The sequence below is a fragment of the Rhizobium sp. BK661 genome, assembly GCF_024808825.1.
Classification (GTDB): domain Bacteria; phylum Pseudomonadota; class Alphaproteobacteria; order Rhizobiales; family Rhizobiaceae; genus Rhizobium.
Genome location: NZ_JANTYT010000023.1, coordinates 33369 through 47818, shown reverse-complemented (window position 1 = coordinate 47818; position 14450 = coordinate 33369). Strand labels below are relative to the sequence as shown.

At 58.3% G+C, this 14450-nt stretch carries 15 protein-coding genes; 9 read left to right on the top strand and 6 right to left on the bottom strand.

Annotated elements, in window-relative coordinates:
- Positions 1-356 precede the first annotated feature (356 nt).
- The gene (locus tag FHX16_RS27360) at positions 357-578 is read left to right on the top strand and encodes a hypothetical protein (RefSeq protein ID WP_259131429.1); all 222 of its coding nucleotides are present in this window, start codon (positions 357-359) and stop codon (positions 576-578) included.
- Between the two features lie 133 nt (positions 579-711).
- On the opposite strand, the gene FHX16_RS27355 is transcribed toward FHX16_RS27360, so the two are convergent.
- Positions 712-906 (bottom strand): hypothetical protein, encoded by a 195-nt coding sequence (locus FHX16_RS27355; protein ID WP_259131427.1) that lies wholly within the window; start codon positions 904-906, stop codon positions 712-714.
- Positions 907-1136: 230 nt separating this feature from the next.
- Positions 1137-2051, bottom strand: coding sequence for a HEPN domain-containing protein (locus FHX16_RS27350; protein ID WP_405049329.1), 915 nt, complete (start codon positions 2049-2051; stop codon positions 1137-1139).
- A 147-nt stretch (positions 2052-2198) separates the two neighbouring features.
- On the opposite strand from FHX16_RS27350, the gene FHX16_RS27345 reads away from it, so the two are divergent.
- Positions 2199-3218 (top strand): C45 family peptidase, encoded by a 1020-nt coding sequence (locus FHX16_RS27345; protein ID WP_259131423.1) that lies wholly within the window; start codon positions 2199-2201, stop codon positions 3216-3218.
- On the opposite strand, the gene FHX16_RS27340 is transcribed toward FHX16_RS27345, so the two are convergent.
- The gene (locus FHX16_RS27340; protein ID WP_183864961.1) at positions 3215-4375 is read right to left on the bottom strand and encodes a hypothetical protein; all 1161 of its coding nucleotides are present in this window, start codon (positions 4373-4375) and stop codon (positions 3215-3217) included. The genes FHX16_RS27345 and FHX16_RS27340 overlap by 4 nt on opposite strands.
- Before the next feature lie 131 nt (positions 4376-4506).
- Here FHX16_RS27340 and alr point away from each other — a divergent pair, with 131 nt between their 5' ends.
- The 3 genes from alr to FHX16_RS27325 are packed head-to-tail and all read left to right on the top strand — an operon-like array spanning position 4507 to position 7346.
- Complete coding sequence (alr, locus tag FHX16_RS27335; protein WP_259131420.1) at positions 4507-5592, top strand: alanine racemase; 1086 nt, start codon at positions 4507-4509, stop codon at positions 5590-5592.
- Positions 5589-6437, top strand: coding sequence for a DMT family transporter (locus tag FHX16_RS27330; protein WP_183864939.1), 849 nt, complete (start codon positions 5589-5591; stop codon positions 6435-6437). Before alr ends, FHX16_RS27330 begins: the two co-directional genes overlap by 4 nt.
- Before the next feature lie 9 nt (positions 6438-6446).
- Positions 6447-7346 carry a TIGR01459 family HAD-type hydrolase gene (locus FHX16_RS27325; protein WP_183864938.1) on the top strand — a complete coding sequence of 300 codons (900 nt, stop codon included), beginning with the start codon at positions 6447-6449 and terminating at the stop codon, positions 7344-7346.
- Between the two features lie 41 nt (positions 7347-7387).
- Here FHX16_RS27325 and FHX16_RS27320 read toward each other — a convergent pair whose 3' ends face one another.
- The 3 genes from FHX16_RS27320 to FHX16_RS27310 all read right to left on the bottom strand — a co-directional run bounded on the left by FHX16_RS27320 (position 7388) and on the right by FHX16_RS27310 (position 10501).
- Positions 7388-8173, bottom strand: a complete 786-nt coding sequence (locus FHX16_RS27320) for an IclR family transcriptional regulator (RefSeq protein WP_183864937.1) — start codon at positions 8171-8173, stop codon at positions 7388-7390.
- A 235-nt stretch (positions 8174-8408) separates the two neighbouring features.
- The gene (locus FHX16_RS27315; protein ID WP_259131416.1) at positions 8409-8939 is read right to left on the bottom strand and encodes an NUDIX hydrolase; all 531 of its coding nucleotides are present in this window, start codon (positions 8937-8939) and stop codon (positions 8409-8411) included.
- 239 nt (positions 8940-9178) lie between these two features.
- Positions 9179-10501 (bottom strand): MmgE/PrpD family protein, encoded by a 1323-nt coding sequence (locus FHX16_RS27310; protein WP_259131413.1) that lies wholly within the window; start codon positions 10499-10501, stop codon positions 9179-9181.
- Between the two features lie 197 nt (positions 10502-10698).
- Between FHX16_RS27310 and FHX16_RS27305 the strand changes: the two genes are divergently transcribed.
- Genes FHX16_RS27305 through FHX16_RS27290 form a run of 4 tightly spaced genes read left to right on the top strand, consistent with a single transcriptional unit; the run spans position 10699 to position 14411 of the window.
- Positions 10699-11004: a (2Fe-2S)-binding protein gene (locus tag FHX16_RS27305; RefSeq protein ID WP_183759206.1), complete on the top strand. Its 306-nt coding sequence runs from the start codon at positions 10699-10701 to the stop codon at positions 11002-11004.
- Complete coding sequence (locus tag FHX16_RS27300) at positions 11001-12371, top strand: NAD(P)/FAD-dependent oxidoreductase (protein WP_183759207.1); 1371 nt, start codon at positions 11001-11003, stop codon at positions 12369-12371. The genes FHX16_RS27305 and FHX16_RS27300 overlap by 4 nt, the downstream gene beginning before the upstream one ends.
- Entirely contained in the window at positions 12368-13504 is a 1137-nt protein-coding gene (locus FHX16_RS27295) for an FAD-binding oxidoreductase (RefSeq protein ID WP_259131410.1), read from the top strand. Before FHX16_RS27300 ends, FHX16_RS27295 begins: the two co-directional genes overlap by 4 nt.
- A 25-nt stretch (positions 13505-13529) precedes the next feature.
- Entirely contained in the window at positions 13530-14411 is an 882-nt protein-coding gene (locus tag FHX16_RS27290) for an ABC transporter substrate-binding protein (protein WP_259131408.1), read from the top strand.
- The last annotated feature ends 39 nt before the right edge of the window (positions 14412-14450 follow it).

Genomic DNA, 14450 nt, shown 5'->3' with positions numbered 1-14450 from the left:
CCTGCCCGAAGCCGTCTGGACCTCATTCGGATGGCACTCGAGCCCATGTCGCGTGTGCTTCCTCGCTGTCGACTTGACGGCATTCTCGCCCACTTGCCGTGGGCTGCAACGCGAGTAGAATCCGGAGGTCGGCCCACACTGCTTTCGGCGGGACCGCTTGAGAGATTTTTCGTGCTCTTGCCGTTGAACGGAGGGCACACAATTGTTCTTATCACTAACTTGCCTCGATGATCGCGATCTCGACGCCATCGTTGATGCGGTTCGTGGATGGTGTGCAGTTCATAGTATCGACATCGACGGCCCTCGCGGCCGTCGCGCAATGGTTATCGCGATCAATCATTGAGGCGACGGGGTCTGTGGACGACCTCTGGGGAATATTGGCCAACACTGTGGAAGCTGGCGGTGAAGACGAGGTTGGCCAGACAGTGCCGCGCGTTCTCGTAGTCGAGGACGAATTCCTGATCGCGCGGGAATTGGCCGCCGCCTTCGAGATCGAGGGGCGATTGTCATTGGACCTTGTGCCACAACGGAGGACGCCACCCTGCAGTTGGGCGCGTGCTCGCCGACGTTGGCTGTGATCGATATCAATCTCGGTAAGGGAAAGTCTTTCGAGGTGCCCCGACTTTTAGTCGAACGCGGCATACCATTCGCTTTCGTGACGGGCTACGACCACTGCGTTATCCCCCACGAGTATTCCTCTATCCCCTTCTATCAAAGGCCGATGGACACCAACGCCTTTGCCGATGAGGTTTTAGAGCTGTCCTTCAGGTAGGCAAACAGATCAGCGTCGGCAGGTCTGCAGCCCTCGATGGTCGCCCAATTCACGTTTGTTAGGGCAGCTTTGACCAAATCGGAACGGATAGCCTGTTCAGCGGTTTCAGCTTCTTTATCGAAAATCTTGAGCAATTAGCCGCGACGACAGAAGGTTTGGAGCAGTGCTTGCAAATAGATGTCGAGGCCGTTTCAAGGAATTCTACGGCGACGAAACGCGAACGCCAGATTCTGCCCTCAAGGAGGAGGACCTGCTAGCGGCGTTCGAAGAAGGTACCGCCGCCGCGAAAGGCAGGCTGGATAGAGGCTACCGCGGCTGCAGGCTAGCAGTGGCGAATACCGATAATCAGGCAAGGCAATCTTTTTCAGGAGAGACGCTCGCGGCAGATGTCGCCGACAATCTTCTGCAAACCGGTGACGTGGTTCACCACCCAGGCGAGTTCGTCATCCGCAATAGAATAGTTCGCCGAATACCTTGCTTCGACGTAAGCTCGATCGATGCTGGTAAAACAACGCCGCGCAAACTTCGTGTCACGCGGCCAGGCGATCAGGCGGTTGTCGGCCCGCTCGGCGTGCGACCGCAGGACTGACAGCCGATGTGATTTCGGACTGTAGAGCGTCAGAACTTGCAACACGCAGTGATACAGGCGTTCGATGGTTTGATGGAGGAGAAAAGCTGCCTCATTCCGAAAACCATCGACGATTGCCACGTCAGCAAGTTTTGCAAACCGTTGAGCGCTCGGATACCATTGATCGAAATAACCCTGTGCCTCGTCCCGCGCTTCCGTTGTAGAAAGCTGCCGGGGCGAGGCGAGAGGGTGACCGGGGGCCTCATATAGGGCAATGCCGTCGCGGGCTATATCGATAAAGAATGGTCGCCCTCTAGCAAGCTGATCGTTCACCTCATGAAGGGAATGAACGATGAAATTGACCGGAGTTTCAAGCTGCTTGGTAACGGTCAGTTCGCGAACGAGTCGCTCGGAGGCATTCTCCCAGTAATCGGAGGCTTCCGTCGCTCTGTGCGAATTGACGACAATCAGCAAATCGTAGTCGGAGCGATAGCCGCTTTTTCGGTCCTCGACCCAGCCACCGCGCGCGTATGAACCAAACAAAATAATCTTCAGGATGCGAGCGTTGTTTGCGTCGTCCTTCAACTTGGTTCTGCGCGCAGCCTCGAATTCCTCAAACAGGATGCGCGCGACCTCTGCAAGTTCGTCCTGCTTGCGCGGTGGCAGATGATCCAAACCTTGCATGTCTACCTTTCCATCAGCCCGATCCATACAGCTGGATGCGGCATTCCCAGGGAACCTTACACCATTGCTTAGGTCGCGGTGTATGGAAGTTTCACACAATCCACACGAGCAGTAGCTGGAGAACCCAAGCTATCCACATTATGGATGACTGATCTAAGGAGGCTCAGGTGATTCATGGCGAAATTGCAAATCCCAGTCATCGTCCTGCGCGGGACAGCATTCGAGCGCGGCCAACAACATGGTTCTCATTTGCGCGGTCTCGTTGTCGCTGACTACGATCGTTTGCGGCGCTCGGCTGAGACCACCGACTGGAACCGCGCATGCGCGAAAGCGGCAGCCTCTCTGGAAAAGGTTTCTGCGCTCGATTCTGATCTTCACTCGGAACTTGAAGGAATGGCCGCGGAGACGGGAATCTCTGCCATCGATATCTATCTGCTTTCCTGTTTCGAGTACTTTTCGGACAGGCGCACAGGATGCACGTCTGCGGCGGTTTCCACGCCAGCCGGTGCGCTTGTTGCGCAGAATTGGGATGGACCTGAAGGCGCGGACCGGCATCTTGCCGTTCTGGTGCACGAGGTTCCGGGCAAGCGCCTGATCACGATCGCAACCGCCGGGACTCTGGGTTGGGTCGGGCTGAACGAGAGCGGGTTCGCATTTGTTAACAACGACCTCATGCTTGATGAGAAGCAGGACAGCCTGCCAAGCCTTGTTATTCGCCGACTGATGCTTGCGCGGCCAAGCGTCGAAGCCGCTCTCGACGTTTTGATGTCTCAGAACCACATGTCCGGCCGCTCTTTCATTCTTGGCGACGCCGCCGGTCGATTGCAACTCGCCGAGGTTGGCCCATCGATCGGTCTTTCTCGCCGCATTGTTGATTCCATCGTGCATACGAACCATCCTCTCTTTCCCGATGCCTCGGTATGGGAAAATATCGAGGCTGAAGCGCGCCACTATCCGTCGAGCCGCGAAAGGCTAAGGGCTGCGCGCCGGTTCGCTTTGACGGATGCGGCAAGCCTGGCGGCGTTATTGCGCGATCGAACGGGAGCCCCGGATGCGATCTGCAAGTCGTTTTCACCACGCGAGCCGACCGCGACTGCGTTTTCAGTCATCTTCGACTGTGGTCAGCGCGAGGCAGCGATATGGCCTGGGCAGCCAGACGGATCCTCTCCCCAACGTGTTGGTTTGCTGGCCTAGCTGGCCACAGCAGAAGGCATCCCATTGATACGTGCGAAGTGCGCAAAGTGAGCGGCCAGTTCCGCTGCGCGCTCTTCACACTCTTCGGGGCTGTACGATTTGAGATCAAAGCCGAGGACTTCGTGAAGAACCTCCGATGAGGCATCCGTGAAACGAACGGTACCGTCATCATCAACACTTTCGATGCCATCGTAGTGCTGGCATCGGCAATTGATGTCGATTGCCTCGTCTAGTGTCAGCTTGCCGGGAAGATCGACAAGAAGGCCTGCCTTGGCTATGCGCACCGGATATCCACCAACAAGGCCCAGCGGCCCCGGCGCGTGGACGACATGTCCGGCCGGGTTTGCGAGGGCCAGCAGCATGGCTGTCGCCGACGAGGCGGTAACAGACTGGCCCGCCAGGCCCTTGACGCGACGAAACCGGCTGGCCACGGATTTGAACAGCGCGTCGTGGTCGATCTCTCCGGCTGGAACCTCCATCCCGTTGGCATAGATGCTCAGATGATAAGGCGCACCATCGGTCCCCCCGGTGCTTGGCATCCGGTAGCTCAAATAATGGTGGGCGAAGAAGCGCACGTCGACTTCTGCAGGTGGCAGGTTAAGCATGTGCGACGCGGCAAGTCTGATGCCAGGAACGGCATTGGCAATGTTGCCGATGCCGACCGACGGCGCCAGCCCTTCGCCGGCAAGCGAAGCGTTGACGACATCAGGATAGGATGCATTGACAACAACGGCCTTGCTGTCGACCAGGCGAACTGCCTTCATGAGCTTGCGGATCAGCACCTGGTGCATTGGCGTCCATATACCGCCGCGACCAGCATCAAGACGTGCGAAGGCTGCCGGCGGAAGCTTGGTTATTACCCACCAGCTGTGCAGTGTTGTGGCATTGAAGATGATGTCGGGCTTTAACCTTTCGATGAGATCAGCCGTCTGCTCCACCTCCATGAGGTCGACGGTCACCAGATCGACGGGTTGCGATTGACCAAGGTTGAGAGCCGTGTAGCGCGCAAGGTTGATCCGCTGCAACGCTTTTTCCTGGTTGCGTGCGCCAACCGTAAGCGCAAGCGGCGCGCCACTCTGCAACAGCAGATCCAGAACGTCGCCGCCAAGCACGCCCTGTCCGATAACGAGAATCTTCGTTTGACGATTGGGTGTCATCATATCCCTCCATTGCTCGTGATGCGGTTATTGCTCTCTCAAGACATCAATAGATTGCATTGTGCATTAGCTTGATCTAAACTGCAACCGAAAATTGGAACGCATAATGACACAGCTAATGCGAGCGCCGCATGTCGAACGCATCAAAGCCCCGACTTCTCGTCGATCTCCAGGCTATCGAACATAACTTCCAGGCAGTGAAGCGTCTGGTTGGCGAGAAGGTCGATGTGAGCGCGGTGGTCAAGAGCGACGCCTACGGGTTGGGGGTCGACCCCGTTGTCTCGTCCCTTGCAAGCGCCGGATGCAAGAGCTTTTTTGCAGCCGATGTGGACGAAGCAGTGCGGATCAGACGTCGGCTTCCGGATGCCGATATTTTCGTGCTCTCGGGATATCGCGCGCGACGCAAAGCACAATACCGGCACGATCGCCTTGTTCCGGTCTGCAATACGCTTGGTGAGGCCAGAGCGATCACATCTATGGGCTACTCATATGCGATGAATCTCGAAACGGGGTTCTCGAGGTTGGGGCTGAACCAGTCTGATGTCTGCCGCTTCATCCATCTGAATCAACGCTCCCCAGTCCTGGTGATGAGCCACCTTGCCTGCGCAGATGATCCACGACATCCGCTGAACGCTCTGCAGCGAGACCGGTTCATCGGGATTGCCGGCCTGCTTGGAAATGTACGGCGCAGTCTTGCAGCATCCTCCGGATTGTTGCTCGGCGCGGCCTATCGTTTTGATCAGGTGCGTATCGGTTCGGCCATTTTCGGGATCGGCAATGCCGACTTCAAGACCGATCCCTTCCTGCCCGTCATAAGGCTACGCGCCCGGATTGTTGATACGCGTTTGTTTCAGGCTGGAGCAACAGTCGGTTACATGGCGACGTTTCGCACGTCGCGTCCGACCTGGATCGCAGTCATTGCTGCAGGTTATGCGCATGGCTTCCCATGGTCGCTTGCCAACCGGATGTCGGTCGAGGTTGGCTCCTATCGCGCACCCGTGGTTGGCAGGGTGTCAATGGAATACGCTGCCATCGACGTGACGGATATTCCTGCCGCACTCAGGCGACCGGGTCTCTGGGTGGAACTCATAAGCACAAGTCAGCCGGTGGAAAAGTTAGCTGGCCCTGCAGCAACGATACCGCAGGAATTGCTTACAAGGCTCGGTCAGTCCAGCCAGCGCCGTTATCGCACAAATAGCGCGGGAGAGCAGACTTGAAACCTCGTCACCTTGCTTCGCTCTTCGTCTTGGTATCAGCCGCCATGTTCAGCACGGCGGGATTGTTCATGGGTCTTTTGAAGGCGCCGCTTTTAGCGGTTGTCTTCTGGCGCAGCGCCTTTGCCCTAATTTTTACCGTTTTGCTTCTCGTCCATCAACGTGATCTCCGCGCTTTGATTGGCTTTGACAGCCATGCGTTGCTGGCAAGCACAATGTCAGCATTGGCAACACTGTTTTTCATCGCTGCTCTGCGCCTCACATCGGTAGCCAATGTCGCGGTCATTCATGCGTCTCTTCCATTGTTGACAACCATGATTGCTGTTGTGGTCTCGAATGAAACCGCATCGAGCCGAACGACGGCGTTCGGCGTTCTTGCTGCCGCGGGTGCCATATTCATCTTCTCAGGTTCGGTGTCGTCAGGCTTGCGCATTTTGGGAGACGCACTGGCGCTGGCAATGACAAGCTGCATGGCAGTAATGACCATTGCCTTTAGGATGTCGAAGACGCCAACGGTTCTGGGGATGGTAGCGCTCTCCAACGCCATTTCGATGGTGGTGGCAGCATCCATTGGCGATCACCTTGCCGTGACAGGTCGCGAGGCCTGTCTTCTTGCGGCGTTTGCTTTGTTTCAGATGACGCTTGGCCTGGTCTTCTATGCCAAAGGCGCACGCCAGCTCCCGCCAGCAGAGACAGCGTTGCTTTCCCTGGCTGAAATGCCGCTTTCGATCATATCCGTCTGGCTTGCATATGGCATGCGTCCGTCCTGGCAAACTGCCTGCGGCGGAAGCCTTGTGCTTTGCGCGGTCGTTGCCCACCTCGCCACACCACGCAGTGCCATTCGGTGAAAGGGAAAGATGATGCGGAATTTTAACGGCGACCAGCCGACATTCCGGAACATTGCGGAGAGCTTTGAAGGTTTTATCATCGATCTCTTCGGTGTCCTCCATGACGGCGTCCGCTCATTTCCGCCGGCGCTTGACGTGCTTCGCCACCTTAGATCGATTAACAAAAGGATCTGCCTGCTGTCGAATTCACCGCGACGGACACAGCAGGTGGCAACTCGGCTTCAGTCGATGAAAATCGACGTGGGATATTACGACGCATTGATTACCTCGGGTGAGCTCGTATTCGAATCTTTATCGGAGCGGGAACCTTCCTTCATGCCAACCTTGGGGTCGAGGTTCTTCCACATTGGACCCGACGAGCTATCAGGGCTTCTGACCGGTCTGGCTTTCGCGAGAGTGGCAGATGTATCGGATGCGGACTTTGTTCTCGCTACGGGGACATCGGGGCAAACTGCGGGCTTTGCGGCATTGAAAGAGGCGGCAGCGCGCAACTTGCCGCTCATCTGCGCAAATCCGGATCTGAGCGTATTGATCGGCGACCGGGAGGTTGCCTGCGCTGGAGTGGTGGCGGCGGAGTATGAGTCTTTCGGAGGTAGAGTTTATCGGTTTGGGAAGCCGGCTTTGCCGACCTATCAAAAGGCGCTGGGAATGCTACAGCTGCCGCCCAATCGGGTGCTTGCGATCGGAGACAGCCTCGCAACGGATATAACTGGCGCCAATCAGGCAAATATCTCGTCCGCTCTGGTGCTGAGCGGAATTCACCATCACTATTTCAGGTCCCGACATGGCTTCGACAGGGCAGCCTTTGAACAGCTCTGCCAGAAGCACGGCTCCCGCCCGAGCCTCATTCTTTCATCTCTTGGCCTGAAGGAGGTGGCCCTCGATGCCGGCTTCGAGAACTTGGCCTAGCGCTGGATAACAGATCCAGTCCCGCCCTGGCCTTGCACGGCTTACTCCGCCAGCGGGTTGAGCTGCGCCTCGATCTTTCGCACCTCAGTCGTCAGCAACGCAACGAGCTCTGGCAGGCGGCCCTCGGTTAGTCGTGGGCTCGTCAGGTTGATGGCGAGCGAGGCGATCGCGTCTCTACCGGGCGGCAAGACAGGAACCGCGATAGACGATATGCCGGCGACCAGTTCGCCGTTATCGAGCGCATAGCCGTCGGTCCTTATCTTCTTAATCGCGTCCTTGATCTTGCGGGCTGTGAACGTACCATACTGTTTATAGAGCGCAGCATTCTGGTCGAGGATGACGTCTGCTTCGGCCTGTGGCAGAAAGGCCAGGATCGCCTGGCTCGCCGGCCCGATCCCCATCGGGATTTGTCCGCCTATATGGCCGGTGAGGCTGTCGATCACATATGTACCCTGCTGTCTGTCGACGCACACGGTGTTAAAGCCCGCGCGCGCCATGAGGAACACGGAATCGCCGGTCGTTGCAGCAAGACGCATCAGCGCCGGGCGGGCGAGCTGCCGCAGCCCGGTTCCGTCAGCTGCTGCAGCGCCCATGGCAAAGAGGGCCAGCCCCAACCTATATCTCTTGGTCTGACGTTCGCGATCAACCAATCCGTGCCGTTCGAGCGCGGTCACAATGCGATGGACAGTCGGCTGCTTGAGTTCCATAGCCTCGACGATCCTCGCCATCGAGGCGCCGCTCTGCCCAACTTCTCCCAGATATTTCAGGATTGCGACCGCTCGATCGAGTAATTGCGTGCCGGTTCCCGCGATCTCTTCCTTGGCCATGTCGTTTCCGCATTTTCTTTGGTGCGATTCCATATACATCGCGACGACAATGTAAACGGCATGGCCGCGCCTGAGGAGGATTTCTGAAGTTGGATTCAAAGAGACGACTCTTGCCGGAGTTGCGCGATGGGCCGTCTCCTTACACCAGAAGGCGCTCGCCGCTCCTTATGATGCTGGCTGATCGAAAGCCAGGCGAGCCTGGGCTCAAATCGGCGGCAGCTCGCTCGTTCGCTCGTCACTTGGGCGTGGGTCGACGCCGTTGCGGCTTGAATTCCACTAGCAGTGACTTCAACTCTACCTCGCGAACGCGTCGAGCTGCCTCGTCCGGACTTACCCAGACAATCGTTCGCTCGCCACGCTCCTTGAAGTTTCCGTGCGACTCTTTGATCTCGATTTGAAAGACATCGACGATACAAGGCACAACGTCGCCATCTCCCAGCAGCTTCAGGTAGGTGTATCTGCCGATCGGTTTCTTCCTGACTTTCCCACGCACACCAGCTTCTTCAAATGCCTCGATTGCAGCCGTCTTGTAAGGCTCCTTGCCTTCTATCGGCCAACCCTTGGGGATGATCCAGCGTCCACTGTCGCGGGATGTGACCATCAGAATCTCGATCGTTTGCCGATCGGCCTTGTATCGAAAGCATATGGCCGCGAATTGCTGCCTAAACTTTCCCGTGAAGAGCTTCTCCGGGACGGCTGCCAGCTGTTTCAAGAGCGATTTTGGTCTGGCCGTGCGCCCATTTTTGGATTGCTTTTTCCGCGTCATGTCCTTCGATGAATGGCAGAAAGCGTTGTTGGTCGCAAGGCCGCGCCGGCCCGACTTCCAAGTAAGTTCTTATGCAGACCGGATGACCCGAAAGATTTGCCAGCGCTTCCGTTTCGCTCCAAACTCCGATCGGCCGGGCAACCATGCCCGAGCAGAACGGAGCTGTGCAACAGTCAGGCTGTTGTGCAGCCTGTTCGAGCCGCTCGGTCGCAGATGTAGATTCGTTTGTCCGTTCCGCGTCAGTCGCCGACCACCGACGTCCGTAGCGCGTCCAGTTTGCTGCTCTCGCGCGGTCCAAGCGCGGCGAAAAGATCGGTCGCGTCATGAAAGCGGAGACGGTTCACAACATCGAAGATCTCTTGCGCGACGTCCGCGGTCAGAGCCCCCATGGAAGCGAGCCTTTCAAACTTTCGCTTCAGATCTGCATCCGATAGCGGATTTTTAGGTTCACCCTTGGGCAAACAAATCTCGACTGTCTTGTGGCGGCGGCCGTTGGCGATCATGGTGACACGTGCTGGCGTGGCGGCGGGAAAGACGCCGATATAGTCATCTGCGCTCGTCAATCGAATTCGCCCAGCAAGATTGGTCACGGACCGATCCTTGAGGTGATCGTCCTTGAGCGGCAGCAGTGCCTCGGGACCATGGATCAAGGCAAGAGCAACGCAAAAGGGGATGCTGTATTGCGCGGCCTCGCTCGATTGCGGTTCGCTCTGGTTGGGAAGTGTCAACGCCCGATCGAAGGTTTCGACGACGATGCTTTCAATCTCACTGTCGCAGACCTGCATCAGACTCTTGAGGATGAGCGCACCATCAATTGCGGCATGAGCCCACCGACAGCAGCTGTAGATCTTGAAATAGGCCTGCTCGATCGCCCAGTCGCGTCCAAAGTTTTCAATGAGCGCGGCACGATCGTAAGCAACAGGATCGTCGAGAAGATCCAATGGTCCTCTGTGGCCGCTAGCCGCCAGAGCAAGGGCCTGGAGACCATTTGCCGTAGCCCAGGGGATCCCTTCCTTGACGGTGTGGCCAAGCTGTGTCCAGCCGGTCGCGGCCTGAGATGTCGACGTCTGCCCGGCGATCGCCATCGCATGCGCAATGACTGGCGTGGAATGGCCGGCTAGCCACCCTGCAGCCGCTGCGACGCCAAGACCACACCATAGCCCGCTGTCGGTCGTGCGCAGGCTTGCGATGTCACGCGCGGCCGAGGCCCTGACGGCGACCTCGTAGCCGAGCACGATGGCAGTCAACAGCTGTGCCGGACTGGCATTTGTCGTTTGGCCGACCGCAAGGACGGCCGGGATAATTGCAGCCGCCGGATGTCCGGATGCCCCTCGATGACCATCATCGAGATCCAGGGCAGCAGCATAGGTCGCATTCACGAACGCCGCTCCCGCTGGCGGCAGTTTCGTCGCGGAAAACCAGACGGAAGAGCCTCCGCTGCCCCAGATGGTCGGGGCGGCAGCATGGGAGGCATTGCCGCCGGCAGTCGCGGAACCCGCTGCCGAAACACCCAAGGTGTCCAGGAGGGTTCTGCGGGCGGCGTCAAGAGCAGGTTCGGGCACATTCGTTGCCGCTCTGCAGGAATTTGCCAACGCCATCAGGGCGTAGGAATCCCCAAAAGCTCCAATACTCTTCAAGGTAGTACTCAAGTTTCGAACATCCCCAGTAAGAACAAGTTGAAAGTGGATAGTTACACGCGTTGACATCCATAATGTGGATGCATAGCCTGTCAACAACAAATGCGGAAGTGAGGTTCGAAATGGCCAGAAAGCAGGATTCCGGGCCGCCACGGCTGGTCGTAGCCGTGGCTGCGCCAGTCAACATCACCGTTGACAGGCGCCCGGTATCAGCAAGGCGGGGCGAGAGCGTCCTGACCGCTCTCCGCTCCGAGATTGGCTACGTGCGCAACTCCGAGTTCTCGAAAGAAAGGCGCGGCGGTTTCTGCATGATGGGCGCCTGCCAGGACTGCTGGATCTGGCAGGCGGACGGTCGTCGATTGCGGGCCTGTACGACCCGCGTCGAGGAGGGAATGCAGCTGATGACAACACGGGAGGACCTGCCATGACTGCGCCGATCGTGATCATAGGCGCCGGTCCCGCGGGCATTGCGGCAGCTGGCGTACTCGTTGAGGCCGGTGTGAAACCAGTCCTCATTGATGAGGCACCTGAATTTGGCGGGCAGGTCTTTCGGCAACCGCAACCGGAGCTGATGCGACCGACAAGGCAGCTCTATGGGTTCGATACCGCAAGAGCTCTCGCAAATTTCAACGCAGTCGCGTCATTGAGGAGCGACATTGACTACCGGCCGAACACCCAGATCTGGGGCGCGGCCGTTGGGATGCTCCACGTCGTCAATGCCGGCAGGGCTTCCGTGCAACCATGGTCGAGCCTCGTCATCGCATCGGGGGCGATGGATCGCCTGTTTCCGGTTAAGGGCTGGACTGCTCCCGGAGTTTACAGTCTCGGCGGCGCTCAGGTCGCCCTAAAGGCAGATGCTTCCCTCGTTGGCCGCCGCGTCCTGTTTGCGGGTACTGGTCCGTTACTTTATCTCGTCGCCTACCAATATGCCTTGGCAGGCGCGTGCGTAGTTGCCGTTCTCGAGACGGGCAGACCGCATCGTGCCTGGCGCCATGTTCCAGCACTGGCGAGCGGCAAGGCCATCTTCGTCAGAGGTCTCTACTACATGGCTGCACTGCGGGCACGAGGCGTTGCCATTCATCAGGGCGCCGAACCCATCGAAGTGATCTGTGGCGCTGATGAAAAAGTCGCCGCATTGGTTTTCAGGCACCGCCGGCGCGAGAGGATCCTGGCCTGCGATGCGCTAGCGATCGGGCATGGTTTAAAAGCCGAGTCTCAAATCGCGGATCTGCTCGGCGCTGAATTCGATTTCGACACGGGACAACGGCAATGGCTGCCACGCGCAGATCTCGACGGGCGCTCGACGATATCGAACGTCTATCTTGCCGGCGATGGGATGTCAGTTCGAGGCAGCGGGCTTGCGGAGTTAACAGGAAGAATTGCTGCCTCTGCATTGCTCGTCGACGCTGGATATGGTGCCCACGCGCGTTTGCGCCGCGATCGTCGACTTGTGGAGAGATCGGCGCGATTCAGGAGGGCACTGGACAAGGTCTTTGCGTATCCGCACGCGAAGGCTTCGGAAATTCCCGACGAGGTTACGGTATGCCGTTGCGAAGAGTTGACGGCCGGCACAATCCGGCAGGCAGTGCTTGCGTCAGGCGAGACCGAGATCAATCGGATAAAGGCGTTTTGTCGCGTGGGCATGGGCAGGTGCCAGGGCCGTATCTGCGGACAAGCCACGGCTGAGCTTATTGCGGCAACCGGTGGCGTCCCGATCGAGTCTGTTGGTCGCATCCGCGCTCAGGCTCCGATCAAGCCGGTTCCACTTTGCGAGCTTGCAAAGGGACTGTCATGACCAGTCTCTATGACCTCGCCATTATCGGGGGCGGCCTTGCGGGGTGCTCCACGGCACTGCACGCGGCTTTGAAAGGCGCATCCGTGGTCCTGCTGGAGCGAGGGCGGTGCGGCGCCCAGGCTAGCGGCGTGAACTATGGTGGCGTGCGTCAACAAGGACGCCATCCGGCGGAGCTCCCACTGTCGAGGCGCAGCCGCGCCATCTGGGGTAATCTGAAGCAACTGGTTGGCACCAGCTGTGAGTTCGCGGTGACCGGCCATTTGAAACTCGCCCGCAATGACGTGGATATGATGGAGCTGATCGCGCATCAGCGGTTGCTTGCCGAGCACGACATCTATGCTGCAATCCTCGATGCCAGCGATCTGAAGCGCCGCTTCCCCTATCTTTCCGGGCACTATCCGGGTGGTTCGTTTTGCGGCGAGGACGGGCAGGCAAATCCACGTCTTGTGGCGCCTGCCTTCGCGCGCGCCGCCCGGGCCTGGGGCGCTCACATTCGCGAGGGTGTAGCCGTCAGAACCGCGGCCACTTGTGCGGAAGGATTTGTCTTACATCTCGAAAACGATCCGGTTCCTGTCAAGGCGCGGCGCCTCGTTAATACGGCGGGGGCCTGGGGTTCGGCATTCGCTGCGCAATTCGACGATCATGTCGAAGAGGGAGTCATGGCGCCGAACATGTGCGTGACAGAACCCATCGCACCTTTTATCGGACCGAATCTCGGAATTTGCGGAGGCGGTATTTACATCCGCCAGGCAGCCCATGGCAGCGTCATTTTCGGGGCAGGTCTCGGCTCTGCCGATCGGGACTTGCAACGAGCCCGACCTCTGGCTGACGTGACAATGGAAGCTGCTGCCGAGGCGATCGCCATGGTGCCTCAGCTTGCCAATGTTCTCCTCGTCCGCAGCTGGACCGGCATCGAGGGGCGCATGCCAGACGGCCTTCCGATTGTAGGGGAAAGTCCGAACGTGAGCGGTCTTTTTCATGCCTTTGGCTTTTCCGGTCATGGTTTCCAGCTGGGGCCAGCCGTGGGCGCAGTCCTTAGCGAACTTTGTCTTGATGGTCACTCGCCGACTTCGATTGCCGGCCTGTCCATGACACGATTCCAGCCGGCACTCACGCCGGCGGGCCAACCCTGAAAGAGGAAAAGAAAGGGGAACAGACGTGCGATATTCCTTCGTTCAACTGCTTGGAGGAGCGCTTGCGTTGACGGCAAGCCTTCAATGGAGCTCTGCGTTTGCCGCCGAGCCGGCTTATCACCTTGCCGAACCGGGCGTTCTTTCTGTCGCCATCACTGGTGATATGCCGGGGCTGGTGGCGCGCGGTGGAAAACTTGCCGGCTATGACGGCGACATCCTGCAGATTGCTGCCGAAAAGCTGGGTTTGACAATAAGGCCGGTTCCGATGGAGTGGTCAGGCGCAATTGCGGCGGTGCAGACAGGTCGTGTGGATGTCATCGGAGGCAATGTCGCCTGGACAAAGCAACGGGCCGAAACCCTGTCGATGAGCGACCCGACCGGCTATTTCCAGAATGGTATCACCTCCAGGAAGGACGCTGGGTGGCATAGCCTCAAGGATCTGGAAAACCGCAAGGTCGGATCGATGACGGGATTCTCCTTCCTGCCGGAGCTCAGGAAGATCCCGGGCCTGGAGCTATCGCTTTACGACAGCACTGATGCTGCGCTGCGCGACCTGCTGGCTGGTCGTGTCGAAGCGCTGGTCGGAGACCCACCGGTCATCGACTATGCGCTGTCGAAGAACCCTGATTGGGGTCTCGTCAACCTGGCCTTCACCGATAACAACCCTGACTTCCCACTCCTGACCGGCCTCGGGCGTCAATATGTGTTCGGTCTATCCAAGGAAAATGCAGACCTGGCGGCGGCACTGAGCAAGGAGATCCGTGGCCTATGGGCCTCGTGCCAGATCAAGTCGATCGGCAAGCTCTACGGCAATATCAGCGAGGCAAACTACACACCGTCTGCAGAGAATTTCAGGGCAGGCGTCGACCGACCTGCCGATTGGAAACCACCGGTTTGTAACCATTGAACATCAGCGGCCGGTAAAACGGCCGCTCTTCACAGAAAA